This window comes from Streptomyces hydrogenans, from assembly GCF_014656075.1.
Classification (GTDB): Bacteria; Actinomycetota; Actinomycetes; order Streptomycetales; family Streptomycetaceae; genus Streptomyces; species Streptomyces hydrogenans.
Window position 1 is genome coordinate 11451 of record NZ_BNBS01000042.1, and the last position, 14807, is coordinate 26257.

General features: G+C 75.5%; 10 protein-coding genes. 9 read left to right on the forward strand and 1 reads right to left on the reverse strand.

Translation table 11 applies throughout. From position 1 onward, the window contains the following. Positions 1-77 precede the first annotated feature (77 nt). From IE321_RS19210 to IE321_RS19245, 8 genes are read left to right on the forward strand one after another with little or no spacing between them, the layout of a single operon-like run. Complete coding sequence (locus tag IE321_RS19210; protein WP_190223834.1) at positions 78-1403, forward strand: ATP-grasp domain-containing protein; 1326 nt, start codon at positions 78-80, stop codon at positions 1401-1403. Continuing rightward, positions 1400-3664, forward strand: coding sequence for an ATP-grasp domain-containing protein (locus IE321_RS19215; protein WP_190223835.1), 2265 nt, complete (start codon positions 1400-1402; stop codon positions 3662-3664). The genes IE321_RS19210 and IE321_RS19215 overlap by 4 nt, the downstream gene beginning before the upstream one ends. Further along, on the forward strand, positions 3661-5607 hold the full coding sequence (locus IE321_RS19220) for an alpha/beta hydrolase family protein (RefSeq protein WP_226652093.1): 1947 nt from the start codon (positions 3661-3663) through the stop codon (positions 5605-5607). Before IE321_RS19215 ends, IE321_RS19220 begins: the two co-directional genes overlap by 4 nt. 34 nt (positions 5608-5641) lie before the next feature. Next, positions 5642-6841, forward strand: a complete 1200-nt coding sequence (locus IE321_RS19225) for a fatty acid desaturase family protein (RefSeq protein ID WP_190223836.1) — start codon at positions 5642-5644, stop codon at positions 6839-6841. Continuing rightward, positions 6838-7833, forward strand: a complete 996-nt coding sequence (locus tag IE321_RS19230; RefSeq protein ID WP_190223837.1) for a proline dehydrogenase family protein — start codon at positions 6838-6840, stop codon at positions 7831-7833. The genes IE321_RS19225 and IE321_RS19230 overlap by 4 nt, the downstream gene beginning before the upstream one ends. 19 nt (positions 7834-7852) lie before the next feature. Next, on the forward strand, positions 7853-9007 hold the full coding sequence (locus IE321_RS19235) for an aminotransferase class V-fold PLP-dependent enzyme (protein ID WP_190223838.1): 1155 nt from the start codon (positions 7853-7855) through the stop codon (positions 9005-9007). Then, positions 9004-12111: an AMP-binding protein gene (locus IE321_RS42850; RefSeq protein WP_190223839.1), complete on the forward strand. Its 3108-nt coding sequence runs from the start codon at positions 9004-9006 to the stop codon at positions 12109-12111. Before IE321_RS19235 ends, IE321_RS42850 begins: the two co-directional genes overlap by 4 nt. Further along, the gene (locus IE321_RS19245) at positions 12108-13352 is read left to right on the forward strand and encodes a cytochrome P450 (protein WP_190223840.1); all 1245 of its coding nucleotides are present in this window, start codon (positions 12108-12110) and stop codon (positions 13350-13352) included. The genes IE321_RS42850 and IE321_RS19245 overlap by 4 nt, the downstream gene beginning before the upstream one ends. 121 nt (positions 13353-13473) lie before the next feature. Here IE321_RS19245 and IE321_RS19250 read toward each other — a convergent pair whose 3' ends face one another. Beyond that, on the reverse strand, positions 13474-13953 hold the full coding sequence (locus IE321_RS19250; RefSeq protein WP_043226672.1) for a GNAT family N-acetyltransferase: 480 nt from the start codon (positions 13951-13953) through the stop codon (positions 13474-13476). Positions 13954-14003: 50 nt separating this feature from the next. Here IE321_RS19250 and IE321_RS19255 point away from each other — a divergent pair, with 50 nt between their 5' ends. After that, entirely contained in the window at positions 14004-14807 is an 804-nt protein-coding gene (locus tag IE321_RS19255; RefSeq protein ID WP_190223841.1) for an exodeoxyribonuclease III, read from the forward strand.

The following is a 14807-nucleotide window of genomic DNA, read 5'->3' on the forward strand; positions in this document are numbered from 1 at the left end:
CAATCTCTTGCCAATTCCCTCGGAGCGGGCCTCACCGTGTTGGCTGAAATACGTTCCCCGAGACCAAGGTGGAGAACATGAGCGGTGCTGAACTGCGCCCTGTTGCGGTGCTGGTGGACGCCTACACGACGGGCAATCACTTGCCTATTGCCTTTGCCAAGCTGGGTGTCGACGTGGTGCACGTCCAGAGCACGCCCGAGCTGATGACCTCGATGCGCCTGCCCGAGCTCTCCCGCTACCGGGCGGCGCTCCCGTACGGCACCCCCGCCGAGACCGCCGAGCGCCTCGCCGCCCACGCGCCGATCTGCGTGGTCGCCGGACAGGAGCCCGGCGTGCCGCTCGCCGACGAACTCGCCGAACGCCTCGGCCTGCCCGGCAACGGCACCGCCCTGTCGGCCGCCCGCCGCGACAAGTACGAGATGATCGAGGCCCTGCGCCGGGCAGGAGTGCGCTGCGCCGACCAGTACAAGAGCGGCAGCGCCGACGAGCTGGTCGCCTGGGCCGAGCGCCGCGCCGACTACCCCGTCGTCGTCAAGCCGCTGTCGTCCGCCGCCACCGAGGGCGTGGCCATCTGCTCCGACGCCCGCGAGGTCCGCGAGGCCGCCGAGGCCGTCCTCGGCACCGTCAACATCTTCGGCGAGCGCAACGACGAGGTCCTCGTCCAGTCCTTCCTCCGCGGCGAGGAGTACATGGCGGACTTCGTCTCGTACGACGGCGAGCGCTACGCCTGCTGCGTCTGGCAGTACCACAAGCGGCTGGTCGGCACCCACCGCATCTACGACCGGGACTCCGTCCTCCCGCCCGACGCCGGTCCCGCGCCCGCGATCATCGCCTACCTGCACGAGGTCCACGACGCCCTCGGCCTCGCCTACGGCCCCACCCACGCCGAGGTCATCGTCACCCCCGAGGGCCCCGTCCTCGTCGAGATCGGCGCCCGCCTCAGCGGCGGTGTCGTCCCCGACTTCCACGACCGCTGCCTCGGCGGCAACCAGGCCGACCTCACCGCGCTCGCCCACGCCCGGCCCGAGGAGTTCCGCGCCCGCCACGCGGGCCGCACCTACCGCAAGCTCGCCGAGGCGAGCATGGTGCTCACCTCCACCACCCTCGACGGCGTCGTCGAGGAGCTGGACGAGGAGGTCGTCGCCGAGATCCGGGCGCTGGAGTCGGTCCACACCTTCGTGCCCAAGGTGGCGCCCGGGAAGCGGATCCGCCCGACCGTCGACCTCTACACGGCCACCGCCGCCGTCCACCTCGTCCACGACTCCGCCGAGACCCTCGCCCGCGACTACGCCCGCGTCCAGGAACTCAAGGACCGCGTCTACCGGCTCCGCGCCGAGGAGACGGCCACCGCCGGCGCCGCCGCGGCCCCCGCCGCCACCGACGCCTCGGAGGTCGCCGCGTGAACGCCGCCGCCCCCACCCCTCCCGCGCTGCTCCTGATCGGCGGCGGCGGCGCGATGACGCTCAGCGTGGACGTCGCCGTCCAGGCGCTGGAGCAGGCCCGGGCCCGCGGCCTGGCCACCGCCGTCACCAACCAGGCCGCCACGCTGGCCGCCACCCCCGAGGTGACCGCCGCCGCCGGCTCCGCCCACGCCGTCGACTTCACCGACCCCGCCGCCACCGCCGCCTGGGCCGCCGCCCTGCCCGCCCCCGCGCCCGTCCTCGCCTTCGGCGTCCGGGAGATGGCGCAGGAGGTCGTCGCCGCGACCGCCGAGGCCCTCGGGCTGCCCGGCAACCCGCCCGCGGCCGTGCGCCGGATCCGCACCAAGGACGCCTGCCGCGCCGCGCTCGCCGCCGCCGGCTTCCGGCAGCCCGCCGTCCGGCTCGGCGCCGCCGAGGCCGAGGCCCGCGCCGCGCTCGCCGCCACCACCGGCCCCTGGGTGGTCAAGCCGCGCGACGGCGCGGACAGCGCCGGCGTCCGCAAGGTCACCGCCCCCGAGGAGCTCGCCGCCGCCCTGGCCGCCCTGCCCGACCCCGAAGCCCCCTTCCTCGTCGAGGAGTTCGTCGAGGGCGACGAGTACAGCGTCGAGGGCGTCTTCACCGGCGGCCGGCCCCGCGTCCTCGCCGTCACCGCCAAGGAGAAGCTGGACCCGCCGTACTTCGTCGAGATCGGGCACACCCTCCCGGCCGAGCTGCCCGCCGCCGACCGCACCGCGATCGAGGAGGCCGTCGTCGCGGCCCTCACCGCGCTCGACCTGTCCTTCGGCCTCTTCCACGTGGAGCTCTGGCGCACCGCCGACGGCCTCGTCCTCGGCGAGGTGCACGCCCGCGTCGGCGGCGGCTGGATCCACCGGATGCTGCCCCACGCCCTGCCCGGCCTGGAGCTGTACGGCACCGTGTACGACGACGCCCTCGGCCGCCCCGTCACCCTGCCCGCCGCCGAACGCGCCGCCGCCACCCGCTACTTCGCCCCGCCGCCCGGCCGCGTCACCGCCGTCACCGGCTGGGAGGAGGTGCGCGACCACCCGGCCGTGCTCCACGCCGAACTCCACGTCGGACCCGGCGACACGGTCGCCCCCCACCGCAGCGGAGCCGACCGGGTCGGCGCCGTCGTCGTCGGCGCCGACACCCCCGCCGAGGCCCGCGACCTCGCCCGCCGCCTCGTGGACTCCGTCCGCATCACCGTCGAGCCCACCGATCCGCCCGCCCCCGAGGTGAGCGTCACGATCGAGACCCGGCCGCTCACCACCTCCTTCCAGATCTCCCACATGACCATCGAGACGGTCGACATCCTGCGGCTGCGGCTCCTCGACGGCGACCGGATCCTCGGCGAGGGCGAGATCGCCGCCGACCGGGGCTACGGCCAGGACGGCCCCGCCATCGCCGACGAGGCGCGGGCCCTCGCCCTCCGGATGGCCCCCGACTGCCCCGCCGCCGGACCCGACCCGGTCGCCCCGGTCCGCCTCGCCCTGGAGAAGGCCGCCGCCGACGGGGTCAGCGCCCCGGCCCGGATGCTCACCGAGATGGCCTTCCTCGACCGCGCCGCCCGCACGGCCGGCCTGCCCGTCTGGCGACTGCTCGGCCTGCCCGAGCCCGGCCCCGTCCGCCTCCTGCACACCGTGCCCATCGGCGAGCCCGTCCCGCTCGACGGCCGGCCGCTGAAGATCAAGCTGGGCGGCCCCGACGACGAACGGGTCCTGCGCGGCCTCCTCGGCGTCGACGCCCCCCTCATCCTCGACGCCAACCGCGGCTGGTCCGCCGCCGACTGGGAGCGGCTGCGCCCGCTGCTCGCCGCACTCGCCCCGGCCGTCCTGGAGGACCCGGTCCACGACCCCGCGCTGCTGCCCGCCGTCCGCGCCGCCCTGCCCCGCACCGCCGTCCTCCTCGACGAGGGCGTCGCCACCCCGGCCGACGCCGAGACCGCGATCCGCACCGCCGGCGGGCTCAACGTGAAGCCGATGCGCTTCGGCGGCATCCTGCCCGCCCTCGCCGCCCTCACCTCCGCCACCGAGCGGGGCGCCACCCGCATGCTCGGCTGCTTCCTGGAGCCGCCGCGCGCCATCGCGTACGCCGCCCAGCTCGCCGGCCTGAGCGACTGGTCCGACCTCGACGGGCACTTCTGGGTCAGCGACGACCCGGCCGTCCCCGGCTACACCCTGGACAGCTCCGCGCCCGGCATCCCCCGCATCCACTACGGCGACCGGCCCGCCGGAGGCGCCGCGTGAACACCCCGGACCCCACCCCGCTGCCGTACGGCACCTGGCCCTCGCCGATCGGCCCCGAGGACGCCGCCCGCGGCGACGCCCTCCTCGAATGGACCGGCTTCCTCGGCGGCGACGTCTGCTGGACCGAGGTGCTGCCCGAGGACGGCGGCCGCGGCGGACTGATGCGCCGCAGCGCCGACGGCACCATCGGCGAACTGCTCCCGCCCGGCTGGGACGTACGGACCCGGGTCATCGAGTACGGCGGCCGGCCCTGGCTCCCGCTCGGCGACCGCGCCGAGGACGGCGTCGTCTTCACCCACGGCCCCGACCAGCGCGCCTACCGCTGGCGCCCCGGCGACGCCGAACCCACCCCGCTCACCCCGCCCGGCGACTGGCCCGGCCAGCTCCGCCACGCCGACTTCGCGGTCCGCGGCGACGAGGTGTGGTGCCTGCGCGAGACCGTCGGCGACCCCACCGCCCGCACCGCGCGCCGCCACCTGGTGGCGCTGCCGCTCGACGGCTCCGCCGCCGCCGACCCCGCCCGGGTGCGGGAACTCGCCGCGAGCCACCACTTCATGACCGGGCCGCGTATCGCACCCGGCGGCGACCGGGTCGCCTGGCTCGGCTGGGACCACCCCGACATGCCCTGGGACACCACCCACCTGATGGTCGCCGACATCGGCCCCGACGGCCGCCCCGGCCGCGCCGTCCCGCTCATGGGCGGCGGCCACGAGTCCGTCACCCAGGCCGACTGGGCCACCGACGGCTCCGGCACCCTCTACGCCGTCAGCGACCCCGACGGCTGGTGGAACGTCCACGCCGTCGGCCGCGACGGCGTCCCCCGCAACCTGTGCCCGCGCGAGGAGGAGTTCGGCGAGGCCCTGTGGCGGATCGGCCTGCGCTGGTGCCTGCCGCTCCTCGACGGCACCCTCGCCGTGATCCACGGCGTCGGCCGCCGCGCCCTCGGCGTCCTCGCCGCCGACGGCACGCTCACCGACTTCGCCGACGACGCCACCGAATGGCACTTCCCCGCCACCGACGGGCGCCGCGTCGCCGCCGTCTCCTCCTCGCCCGGCCGACGCCGCGCCGTCGTCCTCGCCGACCCCGCCACCGGCACCGTCGAGACCGTCCGCGCCCCCGCCGGACAGGACACCGACCGCTACGCCGCCACCCCGCACCGCCGGACCTACCGCGGCGCCGCGGGCGAACCCGTCCACGCCTACGTCCACCCGCCCCACCACCCCGACCACACCGGCCCCGAGGGCGAACGGCCGCCCTGGCTGGTCCACGTCCACGGCGGCCCCACCAGCCGCGGCCACCTGGTCCTCAACCAGGAGATCGCCTTCTTCACCAGCCGCGGCATCGGCGTCGTCGACGTCCAGTACGGCGGCTCCACCGGCTACGGCCGCGCCTACCGCGAACGGCTCCGGCACACCTGGGGCCGCACCGACGTCGCCGACTGCGCCACCGTCGTCCGCGGCCTCGTCGCCGACGGCCTCGCCGACCCCGACCGGATCGCCGTCCGCGGCGGCAGCGCAGGCGGCTGGACCGCCGTCGCCGCCCTCGCCGCCGACCCGGACCTGTACCGCGCGGCCGCCGTCTACTACCCGGTCCTCGACCCGGAGAGCTGGCGCGACGAGACCCACGACTTCGAATCCCGCTACCTCGACGGCCTCATCGGCCCCTGGCCGGCCGCCGCCGACCGCTACGCCGCCCAGTCACCGCTCGCCGCCGCCGACCGCATCCGCACCCCCTTCGTCCTGCTCCAGGGCCTCGACGACACCGTCTGCCCGCCCGCCCAGGCCGAACGGCTGCTGAGCCGCGTCACCGACCCGCGCGCCCGGCACACCTACCTCACCTTCGCGGGGGAGGGGCACGGCTTCCGCCGCTCCTCCACCATCGCCGACTCGCTCCGGGCCGAACTGCGGCTGTACGCGGACGCGCTGGGCTTCACGCCCGCCTGACACGCCATCCGAACGCACAGAGAGACCCACACCCATGCTCCAACAGCTGGACAAGAACCCGCCGGCCACCGCCACCGCCCCGGCCGACCCCTTCGAGCAGCTGGACTTCGACCGGCTCGCCCCCGGCGTACGCAAGGAACTCCGCGCGCTGCGGACCCTCGACAACCACCACGGCCCGCTCGCGATCCTCTTCGAGTACGCCCTGATCGCCGCCTGCGTGGCCCTGTGCACCGCCGTCTCCTGGTGGTTCTACCCACTCGCACTCCTCGTCATCGGCTCCGTGCAGCGCTTCCTCGCCCACTTCCTCCACGAGTCCAGCCACAAGGTCCTCGCCCGGAACAAGACCCTCAACCTCCTCGGCGGCTCCGTCCTCTCCGGCTACCTCGTCTGGCACCTGTACGGGCCCTACCGCTCGTCCCACGTCGGCAACCACCACCGCAACCTCGGCGACGCCGCCGACGACCCCGACTACGCCTTCCACATCGAGTGCGGCCTCTACGACACCGAGCGCTCCGACCGGCACTTCTTCCTCAAGGAGGTCGTCGCCTCCGCCCTCGGCCTGCGCACCCTCTCCTACCTCGGCTACATCGCCCGCGAGCGGGTCTTCTGCGACAGCTCCCAGATCACCGTCTCCGTCCCGGTCCCCCTCAGGACCGAACAGAAGGTCTTCGTCGCCCAGTGGGCCGCGATCCTCGGCGTCTGCGCCTGGTCCGGCGTCCTGCCCGAACTGCTCCTCCTCTGGTTCGTGCCGCTCTTCACCACCAACGTCGCCATCGGCTGGCTCGCCGAACTCTCCGAGCACTACCCGATGCCGGAGGCCGAGCACCGGCAGGTGCTGCTCACCCGCAACCGCCACGGCGTCCTCCTGGAGCGGTTCCTGATCAGCCGCCACAACGACCGCTACCACCTGGTCCACCACATGAACGCCGGCATCCCCTTCTGGAACCTCGGCCGCGCCCACCGGGTGCTCCTCGCCGACCCCGGCTACGCCGCCTGGGACGGCCTGTGGGCCGGCGCCTTCACCCGGCCCCGGTCCCGCCGCGACAAGGAGACCGTCCTCAGCTACGCCGCCAAGTACCGCGCCTGGCGCCAGTCCGGCGGCGACCCGGCCGCCGCCGGCCCCAGCTTCGCCCAGCTCATGATGCTCGCCCGGCGGGACGGCACCGCCGTCCCCGGCACCACGCCCGACGCCGCGCCCGCCCGCACCCACGAGAAGGCCGAGACCCCCCGATGACCCAGCACCCCACCCCCACCGGGGACACCTCCCGGCGCGCGCTCCACGAGGCCGCCTCCCGCGGGCTGCGGATGCTCGCCGCCGACCCCCGCTGCCGCGAGGCGTTCACCGCCCCCGGCTCCCTCCTCCAGGACCTCGCCTCACCCGCCGCCCGCCGCTACGTGCTGGCCGCCGGACGCGACGAGTTCCTCGTCCACCTCAAGGCGCTGCGGGACAAGGAGTACCGGATCGCCGTCGAGTTCGTCGGCGAGGAGAACAGCGACCCGGCCGGCATCGAGCGGGTCGTCGAGGAGTACCTCGCCGTCCTCGCCGCCGAACCGCTGCCCGGACAGCTCGGCTTCGACCTGTCCAACCTCGGCCTCGCCGTCTCGCGGGAACTCGCCCGGGACAACACCGCCCGCGTCACCCGGGCCGCCGCCGCCCGCGGCGCCGACGTCGTCCTCAGCATGGAGCGCGCCCCGGCCGTCGACGCCGTCCTCGACACCTATCGCGAACTCGCCGCCGACCACCCCAACCTCGGCGTCACCCTCCAGGCGTACCTCCACCGCACCCCGGCCGACCTCGACGCGATCCCGCTCGACGGACGCAGGATCCGCCTCGTCAAGGGCGCCTTCGCCGCACCCGCCGACACCGCCCTCGGCCGCGGCCCCGCCCTCGACGAGCGCTACCTCGCCCTCGCCGCCGAACTCGCCGACCGGGGCGCGCTGGTGAGCCTGGCCACCCAGGACGCCGCCGTCCTCGCCGCCGCCCGCGAGCGCGGCCTCCTGGACCGCGTCCACGAGATCGAGATGCTCCACGGCGTCCGGCCCGCCCTGCTGCGCGAGTACCACGCGCTCGGCCACCCCTGCCGGATCTACGCCACCTACGGCGAGAACTGGTGGCTCCACCTGCTGCACCGGCTCGCCGAGCACCCCCCGATGGTGCTCACCGCCCTCGCCGACATCGCCGAACGCCACCTCGACGGCCGCCATGCCGTCGGCGCCCACTACTGAGCAGGGAGAGAAGAGAGAGATGACGTCCACGGCCACCGGCCCGCTCGTCCACCTGAACACCGCCGGCGCCGGCCTCGTCCCCGCCGAGGTGCGCCGGACCATGGCCGAGGTCCTCGACCGCGAGGCCGCCACCGGCTGCTACGAGACCGAGATCCACTACGACGCCCTCGTCAACGACGGCGTGTACCGGCGCCTCGCCCGCGTCCTGGCCGCCCCCGCCGGCGACCTCGCCCTCTTCGACAGCGCCACCCGCGCCTGGTGCTCGGTCGTCCCCCGGCTGCCGCTCGGCCCCGCCGACCGCGTCTGGGTCACCCCGTACGAGTACGCGGGCAACCTGATCTCCCTCTTCCGGCTCCGCGACCGCACCGGCTGCCGGATCGAGGTCGTGCCCACCCTCCCCGGCGGCGACCTCGACCTGGAGTGGATGGCCCGCAACATCGCCGACGACGTCGCCCTGGTCTCCGTCACCCACATCCCGTCCGGCTGCGGCATCGTCAACCCGGTCGAGGAGATCGGCCGCATCCTCGCCCCGTACCGCTGCTTCTACGCCGTCGACGCCTGCCAGTCCATCGGCCAGGTCCCCGTCAGCGTCGAACGGATCGGCTGCCAGCTCCTCACCGGCGCCGGGCGCAAGTTCCTCCGCGGGCCGCGCGGCACCGCCTTCGCCTACGTGGCGCCCGAGCTGCGCGCCGCCCTCGTCCCCGACTTCCACGACCTGCACGTCGCCCGCGTGGACTCGGCCACCGGCTACCGCGTCGACGACACCAGCGCCCGCACCCTGGAGCTCGCCGAGCGCTCCACCGCCGCCTTCGCCGGCTTCGACACCGCCCTCACCCTCTTCGAGGAGGGCACCCCCTTCGACCACGCGGAGGTCTTCGAGGCCCTGCGCGCCACCGTCTCCGCGATCCCCGGCGTCGAACCCCTCACCCCCGGCTCCGTCCAGTCCGGCATCGTCTCCTTCCGGCACGAACGGGTCACCGCCGAGGCGATCCGCGACGGCCTCGCCGCCCACCGGATCAACGTCTGGCGGATCGTCGGCCACCACACCCCCCTCTACATGGCCGAGCGGGGCGTGGAGACCGCCGTCCGCGCCTCCGTCCACCACTACAACACCGTGGGGGAGATCGAGCGGTTCGGCCGCGCGCTGCGCGAGGTCCTCGGGGCGCCCGCGTGACCGCCCGCCAGGACCGGGACGACGTCCTGCACGAGGTGGTCGCCCGCCGGGCCGCCGAGCGCCCCGGTGCCACCGCCGTCGTCCACGGCGCACGACGGCTGAGCTACGCGGAGCTGGACGCCGCGGCCGGCGCCTGGGCCGCCGACCTGCACGCGCGCGGGGTCCGCCCCGGCGACCTGGTGCCCGTGCTGCTGCCGCGCGGCGCCGACCTGATCACCGCGATCCTCGCCGTCCTCCGGCTCGGCGCCGCCTACGCCCTCCTCGACCCGGCCTGGCCCGACCGGCGCCTCGCCGAGGTGATCGGCCGGCTCGACGCCTCCCTCGCCGTCACCACCGCGGCCGGCGCGCACCGGGCGGCCCCGGCGGAAGCGTGGACCCCGCCCGCGGACCCGCCCGCCGGACCGGTGGCCCCGCCCGCCGTCGAGGTCACCGGCGCCGACCCCGCCTGCGTCTTCTTCACCTCGGGCACCACCGGCCGCCCCAAGGGCGTCCTCAGCCCGCACCGGGCCACCGCCCGCCTGGTCCGCCCCGGCACCTTCGCCGCCTTCGGGACCGGCACGGTGGTCCCGCTGGCCGCCGCGCTCCCCTGGGACGCCTTCTCGCTCGAACTGTGGACGGCCCTCCTCAGCGGCGGCACCTCCGTCGTCGTCGACGAGCCGTACCTCACCGGACCCGCGCTCCGGGAGGCGGTCGACCGGACCGGCGCCGACACCGTCTGGCTGACCGCCGCGCTCTTCGACCTGACCGTCGACGAGGACCCCGACGCCTTCACCGGACTGCGCCGGGTGATGACCGGCGGCGAACGCCTCTCCGTACCGCACGTCCGCCGCTTCCTGCGCCGCCACCCCGGCATCGCGCTGATCAACGGCTACGGGCCGGTGGAGTCCACCGTCTTCGCCACCACCCACCGCGTCACCGAGGCCGACTGCGACGTGCCCGGCGGCATCCCCGTCGGCCGGCCCGTCCCCGGCACCGGCGTCCACCTCGTCGACGGCGAGATCTGCGTCTCCGGCGACGGCCTCGCGCTCGGCTACCTCGGGGAGCCGGAGCTCACCGCCGAGAAGTTCCCGACGCTCCGCATCGACGGCGAGGACGTCCGCGTCTACCGCACCGGCGACCTCGGCCTGCTCGACGAGGACGGCGTCCTGCACTACCGGGGCCGGGCCGACCGGCAGGTGAAGATCCGCGGCCACCGGGTCGAACCCGCCGAGGTGGAGCGCCAGATCGAGGCGCTGCTGCCCGCCGTGCGCGGCTGCCGGGTGGTCGCCCGCCGGGACGGGGCCGGCACCGTCCGCGCCCTGCTGGCCTTCTGCGTCCCCGCCACCCCCGGCGACCCGCTGACCGGCGCCGCGGAGGTCCTGGCCGGCGCGCTCGTCCCCTACCACCTCCCGGAGGCGGTGGTGGCGGTGGACGAGCTGCCCAGGACCGCCAACGGCAAGCTCGACGAACGCGCCCTCCTGGCCCTGGCCCTGGCCCTGGCCCCGCCCCCGGCCGCACCGCCGGCTCCCGACGGGCCCCCGGCCGCCCCCGACACCCCCCTGACCGCGCTCGTCGCCGAGGTCTTCACGGCCGTGCTCGGCGCCGACCCCGTCCCCCGCGACGTGCCCTTCGCCGAGCTCGGCGGCAGCTCGCTGGACGCCGGCCGGGTCTGCGCCCGGCTGTCGGCCGCGCTGGGGCGGGCCGTGCCGATCTCCGCGCTCTACGCCCGCCCGACCGCCCACGGACTGGCCGGATGGCTGGCCGGGCGGGAACCGGAGGGGACGGACGCCGGGGACGACGGCCGGGATCCCGTGCGGGACGACGGCCGCGTACCGCTCACACCGATGCAGACCGGCTACCTGACGGACCACCTGCTCACCCCGGAGGACCGGTCCGCGCACTGCCTGCTCCTCTTCCGGATCGACGGGGACCTCGACCTGGACGCGCTCGACGCCGCCGTCGAGGCCGTCCACGCCCGCCACGAGGTGCTGCGCTCGGCCTATCTGCCCTCGCCCGAACCGGTCGCCGTGCCCGGCGACCACCCGGCGCCCGTCCTGGAGGTCCTGGACCCGGAACCCGGCACCGAGGAGGCCGTCCGCGTCCTGCGCGAGACCCTCGGCGAGCCGCTCGCCCTCACCGGGGGCGAGACCTGGCGCACCGCGCTGGTCCCCCTCGACGACGGGGGACCGGCACCGGCGTGGGTGTTCGCCTGCGTCGTCCACCACATCGCCTTCGACGGCTGGTCGGAGTCGGTCCTCGCGGCCGATCTCGCCACCGCCTACGCGACCGCACGGACCGGCGTCCGCCCGGTCCTCCCCCCGGCCCCCACCGCGGCCGCGGCCGCGCGGCTGCGGGCCGCCCGCCGCGCCGGGGCCGACACCGGCCGCGTCCTCGCCGAGCGGGACGCCGACGAGCCCGGCGTACCACCGCTCGTCTGGCCCGCCCCGCTCACCGGCCCGGACCCGGCGGCGACGGAGGTCCGGCGGACCGGGATCCCGCTCGCCGCCGACGCGGCGGAGCGCCTGGACGAGGCGGCCCGCCGGTCGGGGACCACGCGGTACGCGGTGCTGCTCGCCCTCTACGGACAGGTGCTCGCCGCCGTCACCGGGCAGGACGACTTCGCGGTCGGCGTGCCGGTGGCCCAGCGGCACGACCTGGCCCTGGAGTCCGCCGTCGGCTGCCACATCGACATGGCGTGCCTGCGGCTGCGCGGCGAGGTCCTCGACGGCGGCCCGGCCTCCGTCGCGGCGGCCGGCCGGATCCTCGGCCGGGCGTTCGCCGCGCAGGACGCGCCCTTCCACGAGCTGGTCCGGGCGCTGAACCCGCCCCGCACCGGCCGCCCGCCGCTCTTCCAGACGCTGCTCGTCCTCCAGGACAACACCCCGCCGACGCTGCCGCTCGACGGCCTCACCACCACCCTGCTGCGGCCTCCCTACCTCGACCTGCCGCTGGAGGCGCACACCGAGCTGTGGCCGCTGCCGGACGGCGGACTGCTGCTGACAGTCAGCCACCGCCCGACCGCCGTCCCCGACCACACCGCCCGCGAGCTGGCCAAACGCCTCGCCGACCTCGTGCACACGCTGCCGGTCCGCCAGGACCCCCGACGCACCCAAGGACCCGCATGACCACCCTCGCCCCGGAGACCGCGGCCCCCCTGACGGCCCCGGCGACGGCCCCCCTGACGGCGCCCCCGACGGCCCGCCTCGTCGACCCCGAGCTGTACGCCACCGGCGACCCGTACCCGATCTGGCGCTGGATGCGCGACCACGACCCGGTCCACCGGCACGAGGCCGCGGAGTACCCCGGCTTCTGGTCGGTGACCCGCTACGACGACGTCCGCGCGGTCTACCAGGACGCCCGCGTCTTCAGCTCCGCCCGCGGCATCCTGCTGCGCCCCCGCGCCCACGGCGAGGATCCGGGCGGCGGCCGGACCCTGGCGCTCACCGACCCGCCCCGGCACAAGGCGCTGCGCTCGCTGGTCGCGGACTGGTTCACCACCCGCTCGGTGCGCGCCCTGGAGGACGCCATGCGGGGCGCGGTGCGGGACGTGGTGGCCCGGGCGGTGGAGCTGGGGGAGTGCGACTTCGTCACGGACGTCGCCGCACGGCTGCCGCTGTACGTGATCTGCCGGCTGATGGGGGTGCCCGCGCACGAGCAGGAGATGCTCTTCGCGCTGACCAGCAGGGCGTTCGGCGCCGGGCGGCCGGAGGACCGGAGCATCGCCCACCAGGAGATCATGGGGTACTTCGTCGAGCTGATGTACCGGCGGATGGACGAGCCCGCGGACGACCTGGTGAGCGCGCTGGTCAACGGCGAGGTGGACGGCGAGCTGCTCTCCGAGGAGGACGTCCTCCTCAACTGCGACAACCTGCTGGTCGGCGGCACGGAGAACGTCCGGCTCGCCGTCTCCGGCGGCATGAGCACCTTCCTGGACCGACCCGGCGACTGGGAGCGGCTGCGGGCCGACCGCGGGCTGATGCCGGCGGCGGTCGAGGAGGTGCTGCGCTGGACGTCGAGCGCCACCCACATCCTGCGGACGGTCACCGAGCCGGTCGAGCTGGGCGGCCGGCTCCTGGCGGAGGGCGACCGGGTGGTGCTGTGGACCCCGTCGGCCAACCGCGACGAGCGCTACTTCACCGACCCGGACGTCTTCGACCTCACGCGCCGCCCCAACCGGCACCTCGCCCTCGGCGCCGGCGAGCACTTCTGCCTGGGCGCGATGATGACCCGCACCGAGATGCGGATCCTCTTCGAGGAGCTGCTCGGCTCGGTCCGCGCGATCGAGCGGACGGGCCCCGAGGTCCCGGTCCGCTCGATCGTGGTGAACGGCCTGGAGAGCCTCCCGGTGCGGATGACCGCCCGGTGAACCTCTACGTGATCGCGTCCCTCGCCCCCGGCGGGCGCCGGGCCGCGCCTCGGCCGGCCGGCGCGCCCGTCCGCCCCGGGGAGACCCCGCGGCCGCCGCGGCGGGACGGGGAGCCGGCGGCTCAGGCCAGCGGCTTGGCGAAGCAGCGGCTGTTGTCGTAGTCGCGGTAGTGGCCGAACTTGGCGCACGGCTCGTAGCCGCTGGAGGTGTAGAGGGCGATGGCCTCGGGCTGGGCCGTGCCGGTCTCCAGCACCATGCGGGTGCGGCCGGCGGCGCGGGCGTCGTCCTCCAGGAGGGCCAGGATGCGGCGGGCCAGGCCCAGGCCGCGTGCCTCGGGTATGACGTACATCCGCTTCAGCTCGGCGTCGCCGTCGGCGTACCCCTCGTCGTTCTCGTCCTGGCGGCGCCAGGCGCCGCTGGCGACCGCCCGGTCCTCGGCGTCGTAGGCGAGGAGGTACAGGCCGTGCGGCGGGACGAACATCGACGGGTCGAGCGGTGTGACGTCGCCCTCGCCGTCGTAGCGGACCACGTACTCCGCCTGCACCGCGTCCTGCAGTTTCACGGCTTCGGGGTGGTCGTAGGGCGTGGACTGGATGCGCATGACGGAGATCGTACGTGTATGCGAGGGGCGGGTGTCGGTATTCTCCCGGGATGTTCACTGTCACGTCCGCGAACGTCAACGGTCTCCGCGCCGCCGCCAAGAAGGGCTTCGTCGAGTGGCTGGCGGGGACCTCCGCCGACGCCGTCTGCCTCCAGGAGGTGCGCGCCGAGGAGTCGCAGCTGCCCGAGGAGGTCCGGGCCCCCGAGGGCTGGTTCACCGCGCACGCCCCCGCCGCCGCCAAGGGCCGGGCCGGCGTCTCCCTCTACCTGCGGCGCGAGCCGGACGCCCTGCGCGTCGGCTTCGGGTCGAGCGAGTTCGACGGCTCCGGCCGCTACATCGAGGCCGACCTGCCCGGTGTCACCGTCGCCAGCCTCTACCTCCCCTCCGGCGAGGCGGAGACGGAGAAGCAGGACGAGAAGTACCGGTTCATGGGCGAGTTCCTGCCCTACCTGAAGGAGCTGCGGGTCCGCGCCGCCGCCGACGGCCGCGAGGTCGTGGTCTGCGGCGACTGGAACATCGCGCACCGCGAGGCCGACCTCAAGAACTGGAAGGCCAACCGCAAGAGCGCCGGCTTCCTCCCCGAGGAGCGCGAGTGGCTCACCCGCGTCCTGGACGAGACCGACGGCGGCTACGTCGACGTGGTCCGCGCCCTCCACCCCGAGCAGGAGGGCCCCTACTCCTGGTGGTCCTACCGGGGCCGTGCCTTCGACAACGACTCGGGGTGGAGGATCGACTACCAGATGGCGACCGCCGGGCTCGCCGCCAAGGCGGTCAAGGCGTACGTCGAGCGGGCCGCCACCCACGCCGAGCGGTGGAGCGACCACGCGCCGGTGACCGCCGTGTACGAGCTGTAG

What these genes read in the sequence shown, in the direction of transcription:
- IE321_RS19210 (WP_190223834.1), top strand. Translation starts at nt 78, where the DNA reads ATGAGCGGTGCTGAACTGCGCCCTGTTGCGGTGCTGGTGGACGCCTAC.
- IE321_RS19225 (WP_190223836.1), top strand. Translation starts at nt 5,642, where the DNA reads ATGCTCCAACAGCTGGACAAGAACCCGCCGGCCACCGCCACCGCCCCG.
- IE321_RS19230 (WP_190223837.1), top strand. Translation starts at nt 6,838, where the DNA reads ATGACCCAGCACCCCACCCCCACCGGGGACACCTCCCGGCGCGCGCTC.
- IE321_RS19235 (WP_190223838.1), top strand. Translation starts at nt 7,853, where the DNA reads ATGACGTCCACGGCCACCGGCCCGCTCGTCCACCTGAACACCGCCGGC.
- IE321_RS19245 (WP_190223840.1), top strand. Translation starts at nt 12,108, where the DNA reads ATGACCACCCTCGCCCCGGAGACCGCGGCCCCCCTGACGGCCCCGGCG.
- IE321_RS19250 (WP_043226672.1), bottom strand. Translation starts at nt 13,953, where the DNA reads ATGCGCATCCAGTCCACGCCCTACGACCACCCCGAAGCCGTGAAACTG.
- IE321_RS19255 (WP_190223841.1), top strand. Translation starts at nt 14,004, where the DNA reads ATGTTCACTGTCACGTCCGCGAACGTCAACGGTCTCCGCGCCGCCGCC.